Consider the following 11484-nt stretch of genomic DNA (forward strand, 5'->3'; position numbering starts at 1 on the left):
CCGCCCGCACACGCCAAGATAGGCGCAGCCTCCAGGAATCCAAGCATGAAATTCTGCAGCCAGTGCGGTAACCCGGTGACCCAGCGCATACCCGAGGGCGACTCGCGCCTGCGCTTCGTCTGCGACACCTGCCACACCATCCATTACCAGAACCCCAATATCGTTGCCGGATGTGTACCGACCTGGGGTAGCAAAGTCCTTTTATGCCGCCGCGCCATCGAACCGCGCCGCGGTTATTGGACGTTGCCGGCGGGCTTCATGGAAAACGGCGAGACCGTCGAGCAGGCCGCCGTCCGTGAAACCGCCGAGGAAGCCTGCGCCCGGGTGCGAAACCTGAGCATCTATACGCTGATCGACGTACCGCACATCAGCCAGGTGCATGTATTCTTCCGCGCAGAGCTGGTCGACATGGATTTTGCCGCCGGGCCCGAGAGCCTGGAAGTGAAGTTGTTCGAAGAAACCGAGATTCCGTGGGACGAGCTGGCTTTCCGCACGGTGGGCCGTACCCTGGAATACTTTTACGCTGACCGACGGGCCGAGGATTACCCGGTGCGATCCGAGTCGATACCGCCGCTGGCCCAGCCTGCCAATACCTGAACATCAATATAGTCGCGACACCTCTAGGGATATCGTTTTAATGCGCTGGTTGCTTGTCCTGTTCTGCCTGTCGTTTACCGCTGTGTCCCAAGCCGCCGCCGTGGGAACCTATAACGGCAAGGTCATTGAAAAAGTCCTGGTGCTGAAGTCGGCCCATCAATTGCAATTGATCAACGACGGCAAGCCGCTGAAGACCTATCGCATCTCCCTGGGCAAGGGCGCCAAGAAAGGCCCCAAGCTGATCGAAGGCGACAAGCGCACCCCCGAGGGTTTCTACTGGCTGGACTGGCGCAAGACCAGCGAGCGCTTCTATCTGTCGATGCACATTTCCTACCCCAACATCAGCGACGCCGCCCGCGCCCGCCGCGAAGGCGTGGAGCCGGGGGGAATGATCATGATCCATGGCACGCCGGATTCGGAGGAGAACCCGGAGCAGTTGTTCCATACGCTGGACTGGACCGATGGCTGTATCGCCATGCGCAATGTGGATATGCGTGAGGTGTGGAACCTGGTGCCGGATGGGACGATGATCGAGATTCGCCCGTAACTGCGCAAGGAGCCTTTGTGGCGAGGGAGCTTGCTCCCGCTGGGCTGCGCAGCAGCCTCAACGCAGACAACTCAATCCGCCTGACACACCGCGCTGTCAGGTTTCAGGGCCGCTTCGCAACTCTGATCCGGGATGTTTCCCACAAAATTCCGGGTAGTCTTTTTGGGAGTTGAATTGGGTACATATCCGTTGCTGCGGTCACGGCCAGCAATGGTTCCGCTTTTACAGCGGGTCACTTTTGGAAAGAGCGCCAAAAGTAACCAAAAACGCTCTGCCCCACCACTCGGCACCTCGCCAAGGCTCGGTGTCCCCTCACTCCGGCATTGCTCCGTGGGCCCGCCGCGAAGGGCCGTCCCTGGCCCAGCGCGGCTATCCCGGCATCCATGCCGGGATGCCCACTGCGCAATGCCTGCGTTCGGCCAGCGTGGTTAACGGGGCGCCGAAATCAACGTCCATCGCGAGGCGGCCTGAAGCCGACCTGACTCTTGATGGAGTCGCATTTTTCCTGTGGGAGCGAGCCTGCTCGCGAAGAGGCCATTATTTATGGCATCAAGTTCGAAGCTCGACTCGATCCAAGGCCTTGTTTGTCAGCAACTCCCCGAGCTCAATCATCTGCACCACTCCCAACGCTACGTGCCGTCGTGAGCCTTCCAGATTGAATGCCAGGTCGCTGAGCATTGCATTGGCCGAGGCCAGGGTTTCGCTGAGGTTGGCTAGCAGGGTTTCGGTGTCGATGCTGTCCGTCACGTTGAACAGCTGTGTCGAGGGTTGGGGGTCTGAATCGCTGTCGTCGGGCTTGGGATTCTGGTCCATAGCGCGGTCGGCGGGGTTTGGCGGGTTTGGGGTTTCTTTGATCATGGTCTTGCTCCTAGAGATGGAGCTACCACCGGGTCTTCTCACGGACTGGAGGGTGGCAGCCGTACGCGGGGTGAGAATCCGGACTCTAGGAACCCGGCCACGCAGAAGCGTGCCCGCGCACAGCCGCCATAACATGATGCATAGGCGAAATGCGCCTGCACTTTATATGGTGGGCGCCTGTGCGCCTAGAGATGCTCGGATTCTCACGTCCGGTCGCTGAATTGGCAGCGACGCCTGAAGACTAGAACCCTGACTTCCGAGGGACAACCTTAAAAACATGTCGGAAATTTCGGGGCGTCTGACAGACCAACCATCTGATCCGGGATGTTTCCCACAGAGTTCGGGTAGCTTTTTTGGAGTTGAATGGGGGTACATATCCTTTGCTGCGGTCACGGCCGGTAATGGTTCCGCTTTTACAGCGGGTCACTTTTGGAAAGAGCGCCAAAAGTAACCAAAAACGCTCTGCCCCACCACTCGGCACCTCGCCAAGGCTCGGTGTCCCCTCACTCCGGCATTGCTCCGTGGGCCCGCCGCGAAGGGCCGTCCCTGGCCCAGCGCGGCTATCCCGGCATCCATGCCGGGATGCCCACTCCACAATGCCTGCGTTCGGCCAGCGTGGTTAACGGGGCGCCGAAATCAACGTCCGCCACGAGGCGGCCTGAAGCCGACCTGGTTTTGGTGGGACCGCACTTCTCCTGTGGGAGCGAGCCTGCTCGCGAAGAGGCCGGTACCGCCAACATCTTCATCGGCTGTGACATCGCCTTCGCGAGCAGGCTCGCTCCCACATTGGGTCTTCAGCAACTACAAAATTTGCGTAGGCCACAGCCCCTGTGGAGCGAGCCTGCTCGCGAAGAGGCCGGCACATCCAGCCTCTTCATCGACTGACATTCCGCCTTCGCGAGCAGGCTCGCACACATTGGATCTTCAGCAGCTACAAAATTAGCGTACGCCACAACCCCTGTGGGAGCGAGCTTGCTCGCGATGAGGCCGGCACATCCAGCCTCTTCATCGACTGACATTCCGCCTTCGCGAGCAGGCTCGCTCCCACAGATGGATCGAAGTACAACCGCCAAAAGACAGGCCGGTTCTTGCTCTTGCTCTTGCTCTTGCTCTTGCTGTGTTTTTGACTTTGATCTCAGCGCCCCGTTAACCACGCTGGCCGAACGCAGGCGTTGCGCAGTGGGCATCTCGGCAAGGATGCCGAGGTAGCCGCGCTGGGCCAGGGACGGCCCTTCGCGGCGGGCCCACGGAGCAATGCCGGAGTGAGGGCACACCGAGCCCAGGCGAGGTGCCGAGTGGTGGGGCAAAGCGCTTTTGGTTACTTTTGGCGCTCTTCCAAAAGTGACCCGCTGTAAAAGCGGAACCATAAGTAGCCATCACCGCAGCAACGGATATACACGCCGCCCCCTCCGGTCGCAAAAAAAATAAATATCAAATCCCCTAATTTACAACCCATGCATACCACTGCCCTCCTGAAACCACCACCCAACGCCGTACGCTCACGAACCCTCCTCCGCCCGGTAATACCACTTAAAGCCAACCCCCTCGAAACACCCCATAAACGCCCAAAAACCAACCAGATCCCACGTTGACATGGTATTCAAGTGGTATTAGCTTCCACCCAACTTACCGAGCGACAACGCCCAAAAAAACCGCATCGGACATCCCCATGAACGACATCCAGACCCTGCGCCCTGACGATACCCAACCCACCCCGCTCTACCTGCAACTGGCCCGCAACCTGGAAGCCGCCATCCACGCCGGCCAATGGAAAGCCGAGCAGGCAATGCCGTCCGAGCGCAGCCTCAGCGAACAACTGGGCATCTCCCGGGTCACCGCCCGCAAAGCATTGGAAGTGCTGTTCGAACAAGGCCTGATCCGCCGTAACCAGGGTTCGGGCACGTTCATCACCCCGCGCCTGGAACAACCGCTGTCACGCCTCAGCGGCTTCAGCGAGATGCTCCGACTCAAGGGCTTTGTGCCCGGTTCGCAATGGCTGGAGCGCGAGATCACCCCGCCGACCCACGAAGAACTGATCCGCCTGGGCCTGTCGCCCACCGACAAAGTCGCGCGGCTCAAGCGCCTGCGCAAGGCCGATGACACGGTCATGGCGATTGAAATGAGCACGCTGCCGGCATCGATCATTCCCAAGCCACAGGCGGTGGGCGATTCGCTGTACGAGTTCCTCGATGGTATTGGCAAACCGGTCGTTCGCGCGCTGCAGCACATCCAGGCGATCAACGCTTCCGATGAATTCGCCGCCCTGGTGGGCATCGCCCCCGGCACCGCGATGTTGCTGATGACGCGGGTCGGCTACCTGGAAGACAACACGCCCATCGAAGTCACCGACACCTATTGTCGCAACGACTACTACGACTTTGTCGCCGAGCTGCGGCGCTAGAGACCAGAGAATTTCCATGTCCGAAGACAACATCCTCACCGCCAACGGCTGGATACGCGGCCGCCTGTTCCACGAACACGGCAAGGTCGCGGCCATCGAAGGCCAGCCCTGCGACCCGGCGAGCAACGACCTGCCCTATCTGCTGCCCGGCTTCATCGACTTGCATGTGCACGGCGGTGGCGGCAAGGACATCATGGAGGGCGCGACGGCGTTCGAGACGATCGCCCGAACCCACGTGCGCTTCGGCACCACGTCGCTGCTCGCCACCACCATGACGGCACCGAGCGAAGAAATCGCCGGGGTGCTCAAGGCCCTCGGCGAATACTGCGAACAGCGGCCCGGCGGCAGCGCGCGGGTGCTCGGCGTGCATCTGGAAGGGCCTTATATCAACCCCGGAAAACTCGGCGCCCAACCGAATTTCGCCCACACCGCGTTGATGGCGGAAGTGGAGGCTTATCTCGCCCTGGCGCCGATCCGGGTGATCACCATTGCGCCGGAAATCGCCGGGCACGATGCCTTGATCCGCGCCCTCAGCGCCCGCGGCGTGCGCATGCAGATCGGCCATACCCTCGGCAGCTACGAAGAAGGCGTCGCGGCGCTGGCCGCCGGGGCCAGCAGTTTTACCCATTTGTATAACGCCATGAGCCCGCTGCATCACCGCGAACCGGGCATCGTCGGCGCGGCACTGGCCCACGCGCAATATGCCGAATTGATCCCGGATCTGCTGCACGTACACCCCGGCGCCATGCGCGTGGCCCTGCGTTCGATTCCGTGCCTGTATTGCGTCACCGACTCGACGGCCGCCGCCGGCATGCCCGACGGCGAATACAAGCTGGGCAGCCACACCGTGACCAAATGCCTGGGCGGCGTGCGGCTGGCCGACGGCACGCTGGCCGGCAGTACCCTGACCATGGACCAGGCCCTGCGCAACCTGGTGAAGATCGGCCTGCCCATCGCCGAAGCCTCGCAACGCCTGTCGCAATTTCCCGCCGATTACCTCGGCCTGCCCGAACGCGGACGCCTGCGCCCCGGCGCCTGGGCCGACTGTGTGCGCCTTGACCGTTCCCTGAACCTGACCGACGTGATGGTCGAAGGAGAAGCCATTGTCTTCCAGAATGCTTGAAGAGGCCCTCGCCTCGTCCGATGCCGTCGAGCGCCAGTTGCAGCGGCTGGATCCGGCCCTGCAGGAAATCGCCGGACGCCTGCGCCGCCAGCCGCCGCAAGTGGCGATGACCGTCGCCCGGGGCAGTTCCGATCATGCCGCCAGTTACTTCGCCTACCTGACCATGCAGCACCTGGGCTTGCCGGTGGCATCGTTGCCCATGTCGGTGGTAACCCTGCAGCAGGCGCCGCTCAAGGTCAGCGGCCAGGTGGCCTTTGCCTTTTCCCAGTCCGGGCAGAGCCCCGACCTGGTGAACAGCCTGCGTCTGTTGCGCAAGCGTGGCGCGCTGAGCGTGGCGATGGTCAACGCCGAGGATTCGCCGCTGGAGGCTGCCTGTGAATTCAGCGTGCCGCTGTGCGCCGGCGTCGAAAACAGCGTCGCCGCGACCAAGAGTTTCATCGCCACCCTCAGCGCCAGCACGCGGCTCGTGGCGCACTGGAAGGACGATTCCGAGTTACTGGAGGCTGGCCGCGCGTTGCCCGAAGGCTTGCGCGACGCCGCGCGCCAGGATTGGAGCCCGGCCGTCGAGGCGCTGCGCGACTGTACGCGGTTGATGGTGATCGGCCGTGGCGCCGGGTTCGCCATCGCCCAGGAAGCGGCGCTCAAATTCAAGGAAACCTCGGCGATTCAAGCCGAGGCCTTCAGCAGCGCCGAAGTCCGTCACGGGCCGATGGCACTGATCGACGAACACTATCCGCTGCTGGTCTTCGCTCCGCGGGGTGCCGAGCAAGCCGGCGTGTTGAGCCTGGCCGCCGACATGCGCCAACGCGGCGCGCGGGTATTGCTGGCGGCCCCCGATGACATTGCCGAACGCGACCTGACCCTGTCCCGCGCCGAACACCCGGCCCTGGACCCGATCCTGGCGATCCAGAGCTTTTATGGCATGGCCGCCCGGCTGGCCGTGGCCCGAGGCCTGGATCCGGACCAGCCACGGCACTTGAGCAAGGTCACCCGAACCCACTGAGCCGACGGCGTCTTTTAACGCAAGGCCAACCCGATTTCAAAGAGAGCGAGCCCATGCCCAATAACAATAAAGAGCTGACCCTCAGCGCCCCGCTCAGCGGTCCGCTGCTCACCCTCGCCAACGTCCCGGACGCGGTGTTCGCCAGCGGCGCGATGGGCGACGGGATTGCCATCGATCCACTGAACGACACGCTCTACGCGCCCTGTGACGGCGAGGTGATCCACGTCGCTCGCACCGGCCACGCCGTGACCCTGCGGGCCGACAACGGCGCCGAACTGCTGCTGCACCTGGGGCTGGACACCGTCGAGTTGCAGGGCGACGGGTTCTCGATGCTGGTCAAGCAAGGCGCCCGGGTCAGCAACGGGCAAGCGTTGCTGCGCTACGACCTGGACCGCGTGGCATTGCGCTGCAAAAGCCTGGTGAGCCTGCTGGTCATCACCAATGGCGAGCGCTTCCAGGCACGGCCCATCACCCTCAAGGCGGTCAAGGTCGGCGAGCCCTTGCTGCACATCGTCGCTCGGACAGCGAGTGAAACCCGCAGCGATGAAGCGGAGATCGGCATCGAAGTGTCCGGCCAGATCCGCATCGTCCATCGAGGTGGCCTGCACGCCCGCCCTGCCGCCCTGGTTCGTCAGACGGCGCAACGCTTCAAGAGCCGCTCGCACCTGCATTTCGGCGACCGCTCGGCGCCGTGTGACAGCGTGATGGGCATGATGGGCCTGGCAATCACCGAGCAGGCCGAAGTCCATGTCAGTTGCCGCGGCAGCGATGCCGAAGCGGCGTTGCAAGCGTTGTTGAAGACATTGTCCACAGCCTTGGCCGAAGAGGTTCACGCCGACACGCCACGGGTCCAGGCGCCGAACCATGCCGCCGAGGATGGCGTGCTGCACGGTGTCTGCGCCGCACCCGGCCTGGTCACCGGCCCGCTGGTTCGATTGGAGGGCATTCAATTGCCCGAGGACCCCGGTGGCCACGACGTTGAAGAACAACGACAACGGCTGCGCCAAGCCCTGGAGCAGGTCAGCCGCGACATCGGTGTTACGTTGGAAAACGCCAAGGCCCGGCACCACGCGGATGAGCAGGCGATTTTCAGCGCTCATCTGGCGCTGCTGGAAGACCCGGTCCTGCTGGACGCCGCTTACCTTTCCATTGATCAGGGTTGCGCGGCGGCCCACGCCTGGAGCCGCTCCATCGACGTGCAGTGCCAGGTGCTGCGGCAATTGGGCAGCACGTTGTTGGCCGAGCGCGCCAATGATCTGCACGACTTGCGTCAGCGGGTCTTGCGGGTGTTGCTTGGTGAAGCGTGGCAATTCGACGTGCCGGTGGGCGCGATTGTCGCCGCGCAGGAGCTGACCCCCTCGGACCTGCTGCAACTCGGCGCCCAGGGCGTGGCCGGCGTATGCATGGCCGAAGGCGGCGCGACGTCCCACGTAGCGATCCTGGCCCGGGGCAAAGGCCTGCCCTGCCTGGTGGCGTTGGGCGAGGCGCTGCTCGAACAGGCGCCGGGGCGAACGGTGGTGCTGGACGCTGACAATGACCGCCTCGAACTCACGCCCAGCGCCGAGCGCCTGACGCAGGTCCGCCAAGCACAAGCCCAACGCGCGGCCCTGCGCACCTGGCATCAGTCCCTCGCCCACACGCCGGCGCGAACCGTTGATGGGGTCGATGTCGAAATCGCCGCCAACGTCGCTTCCAGCGCCGAAGCGGGCGAGGCCTTCGCCAACGGTGCCGATGGCGTCGGTTTGTTGCGCACCGAATTTCTTTTTGTCGACCGTCACACGGCCCCCGACGAAAGCGAGCAACGCCAGGCCTATCAAGCCGTGCTCGATGCCATGGGCGACAGGCCGGTGATCATCCGCACCATCGATGTTGGCGGCGATAAGCAGCTGGATTACCTGCCGCTGCCGGCCGAAGCCAACCCGGTGCTCGGCCTGCGCGGCATACGCCTGGCCCAGGTGCGCCCGGAATTGCTCGATCAACAATTGCGCGCCCTGCTGCAGACCCGTCCGTTGAATCGCTGCCGGATCCTGTTGCCAATGGTCACCGAAGTCGACGAACTGCTGCACATCCGCCAGCGCCTCGATGCCTTGGGCACCGAACTGGGCCTGAGCGAACGTCCACAACTGGGGGTGATGATCGAGGTGCCGGCCGCCGCCCTGCTCGCCGAGCAACTGGCCGAGCACGCGGACTTCCTGTCCATCGGCACAAACGACCTGTCCCAGTACACCCTCGCCATGGACCGCGACCACGCCGGCCTCGCCGCCCGGGTCGATGCCCTGCACCCGGCGCTGTTGCGGCTGATCGCCCAGACCTGCGCCGGCGCGGCCAGGCATGGACGCTGGGTCGGCGTGTGTGGCGCCCTGGCTTCCGATCCCCTGGCGACACCGGTGTTGATCGGGCTGGGCGTACGGGAGCTATCGGTCAGCCCGCCACAGATTGGTGAAATCAAGGACCGCGTGCGCCACCTCGACGCTGCCCAATGCCGCCGCATCAGTACCGATTTGCTGAGTCTGCCGAGCGCCGCCGCTGTGCGCCAGGCCTGTCACCAACACTGGCCTCTGGGCTGAGCCACGTCGAACAACAACAAAAAGGAGAGACGCCATGTACCAGCATTTCATCGAAGGGCTGCAACGCCTCGGCCGGGCGCTGATGCTGCCGATCGCGATCCTGCCGATTGCCGGCCTGCTGTTGCGCCTGGGTGACACGGACCTGTTGGATATCGCGATCATTCACGACGCCGGCCAGGCGATCTTCGCCAACCTGGCACTGATTTTCGCCATCGGCATTGCCGTGGGCTTCGCCCGGGACAACAACGGCACCGCCGGGCTGGCCGGGGCGATCGGCTACCTGGTCATGATCGCGACGCTGAAGGTACTCGACGCGACCATCAACATGGGCATGCTCGCCGGGATCATCAGTGGCCTGCTGGCTGGCGCGCTGTACAACCGTTTCAAGGACATCCGGTTGCCGGAGTACCTGGCGTTTTTTGGCGGCCGGCGTTTCGTGCCGATTGTCACCGGTTTCAGCGCCGTGGGCCTGGGCGTCGTGTTCGGCCTGATCTGGCCGCCGATCCAGCATGGCATCAACGGCTTCGGTGAACTGCTGATGGCCAGCGGCAGCTTCGGCGCGTTCGTGTTCGGCGTGTTCAATCGGCTGCTGATCGTCACCGGCCTGCACCACATCCTCAACAACATGGCCTGGTTCATCTTCGGCAGCTTCACCGATCCGGCGACCGGCGCGGTGGTCACCGGTGACCTGACCCGTTATTTCGCCGGCGACCCCAAGGGCGGCCAGTTCATGACCGGCATGTTCCCGGTGATGCTCTTCGGTCTGCCCGCCGCGTGCCTGGCGATGTACCGCAACGCCCTGCCCCAGCGGCGCAAAGTGATGGGCGGGATCCTGCTGTCGATGGCGCTGACCTCGTTCCTGACTGGCGTCACCGAGCCGATCGAATTCGCCTTCATGTTCCTTGCGCCACTGTTGTACCTGGTCCACGCGCTGCTCACCGGTCTGTCGATGGCGGTGACCAACCTGTTGGACATTCACCTGGGCTTCACCTTTTCGGGTGGTTTCATCGACATGGTGCTGGGCTGGGGCAAATCCACCAACGGCTGGCTGGTCGTCCCGGTGGGCCTGGCGTACGCGCTGATCTATTACCTGGTGTTCGACTTCTGCATCCGCCGCTTCGATCTCAAGACCCCGGGGCGTGAAGAGGTGCCGGCGGGCGACAAACCGGTCATCACCGAAAACCAGCGAGCCGCAGCCTACATCCAGGCGCTGGGCGGCGCCGACAACCTGATCACCGTCGGCGCCTGTACCACTCGCCTGCGCCTGGACATGGTGGACCGCAGCAAGGCGTCCGACGCCCAGCTCAAGGCCCTCGGCGCCATGGCCGTGGTTCGCCCGGGCTATGGCGGTAGCTTGCAGGTGGTGGTCGGGCCGATGGCTGACAGCATCGCCGATGAAATCCGCCTGGCATTGCCCTCCTCCGAACAGACGGCCCCTGTCGCTGTACTGGATAGCGTTGAACCGTCACCACAGGTCGGCGCTGTCGAAGCACAGAAATGGCTGGATGCCTTGGGCGGCAATCACAACGTGGTGCAACTCGATTGCGTGGCGATGAGCCGGTTGCGGGTGCAATTGGCCGATGGCAAGGGATTGTCGGAAAGCCAGCTAAAAGCGCTTGGCTGCCAGGGGGTCAGCGCGCTGGAGGATGGCGTGTGGCATTTGTTGCTGGGGGAAAAAGCGCCGGGGGTGTGGCGGGCGTTGGAGGCGGTGATCGTGAACCCCAAGGCTGGGGTCAAGGCTTAGATTCCTGGTGTCTGTTCTGGCCTCTTCGCGAGCAGGCTCGCTCCCACAGGGTACGGTGTGAGTCACGAATATCTGCAACACCACAAAACCACTGTGGGAGCGAGCCTGCTCGCGATGGGGCCTGAAGACACTCAACACCTAACCTGCGACACCCCCCCGTGGCGAGGGAGCTTGCTCCCGCTGGGTCGCGCAGCGGCCCCGGTTTTTTGCGACTGCTACGCAGCCGAGCGGGAGCAAGCTCCCTCGCCACGGGATTCGCGTACACCGAATCGCAGCCAATAAAAAACCCGCTGAATCAATCAGCGGGTTTTTCATTTCGGCCTGAGGAGGATCAGAAATCCTCCAAGCGCCACACTTCATACGCCGGTGTCTCGTAGGGGTGGCTCTGTTTCAGCGCCTCCACCACGGGGCGGATCAACCCGTCGGCCACTACCAGCTCAACCTTCCACTCCTCGACCTGCTCGACCTGCCCCGCCTCGCCAATGAACGGCTGGCTGCCGTCCAAGGGGCGAAACTGGCCCAGGCCCAGTACTTGCCAGGCGCAGTGGTCATAGTCGCCGATCCGCCCGCCACCGGCGGCGAATACAGCGCTTTTGACCACGTCCACGTGGCTGGCCGGGACGAAGAAGCAGAGCTTGTACACC

At 63.5% G+C, this 11484-nt stretch carries 9 protein-coding genes; 7 read left to right on the plus strand and 2 right to left on the minus strand.

What is annotated here, in order from left to right; all coding sequences use genetic code 11:
- Positions 1-45 precede the first annotated feature (45 nt).
- Positions 46-597, plus strand: coding sequence for an NUDIX hydrolase (locus J3P89_RS23000; RefSeq protein WP_434695746.1), 552 nt, complete (start codon positions 46-48; stop codon positions 595-597).
- Positions 598-637: 40 nt separating this feature from the next.
- Complete coding sequence (locus tag J3P89_RS23005; RefSeq protein ID WP_305496533.1) at positions 638-1144, plus strand: L,D-transpeptidase family protein; 507 nt, start codon at positions 638-640, stop codon at positions 1142-1144.
- Positions 1145-1693: 549 nt separating this feature from the next.
- Here the strand turns inward: J3P89_RS23005 and J3P89_RS23010 are convergent.
- A complete protein-coding gene (locus J3P89_RS23010; protein ID WP_434695747.1) occupies positions 1694-2002 on the minus strand; it encodes a DUF6124 family protein in 309 nt (102 codons plus the stop codon).
- Between the two features lie 1669 nt (positions 2003-3671).
- On the opposite strand from J3P89_RS23010, the gene J3P89_RS23015 reads away from it, so the two are divergent.
- Genes J3P89_RS23015 through nagE form a run of 5 tightly spaced genes read left to right on the plus strand, consistent with a single transcriptional unit; the run spans position 3672 to position 10840 of the window.
- On the plus strand, positions 3672-4403 hold the full coding sequence (locus J3P89_RS23015; RefSeq protein ID WP_305496537.1) for a GntR family transcriptional regulator: 732 nt from the start codon (positions 3672-3674) through the stop codon (positions 4401-4403).
- 16 nt (positions 4404-4419) lie between these two features.
- A complete protein-coding gene (nagA, locus tag J3P89_RS23020; protein ID WP_434695748.1) occupies positions 4420-5526 on the plus strand; it encodes an N-acetylglucosamine-6-phosphate deacetylase in 1107 nt (368 codons plus the stop codon).
- Positions 5507-6529: an SIS domain-containing protein gene (locus J3P89_RS23025; protein ID WP_434695749.1), complete on the plus strand. Its 1023-nt coding sequence runs from the start codon at positions 5507-5509 to the stop codon at positions 6527-6529. The genes nagA and J3P89_RS23025 overlap by 20 nt, the downstream gene beginning before the upstream one ends.
- Positions 6530-6582: 53 nt before the next feature.
- Positions 6583-9096, plus strand: a complete 2514-nt coding sequence (gene ptsP, locus J3P89_RS23030; protein ID WP_434695750.1) for a phosphoenolpyruvate--protein phosphotransferase — start codon at positions 6583-6585, stop codon at positions 9094-9096.
- 34 nt (positions 9097-9130) lie between these two features.
- Positions 9131-10840, plus strand: a complete 1710-nt coding sequence (gene nagE / locus J3P89_RS23035) for an N-acetylglucosamine-specific PTS transporter subunit IIBC (protein ID WP_434695751.1) — start codon at positions 9131-9133, stop codon at positions 10838-10840.
- 331 nt (positions 10841-11171) lie between these two features.
- Here nagE and J3P89_RS23040 read toward each other — a convergent pair whose 3' ends face one another.
- The gene (locus J3P89_RS23040; protein WP_434673607.1) at positions 11172-11483 is read right to left on the minus strand and encodes an NGG1p interacting factor NIF3; all 312 of its coding nucleotides are present in this window, start codon (positions 11481-11483) and stop codon (positions 11172-11174) included.
- Position 11484: the final 1 nt, after the last annotated feature.

This window comes from Pseudomonas sp. Z1-14 (assembly GCF_051132005.1).
Taxonomy (GTDB): domain Bacteria; phylum Pseudomonadota; class Gammaproteobacteria; order Pseudomonadales; family Pseudomonadaceae; genus Aquipseudomonas.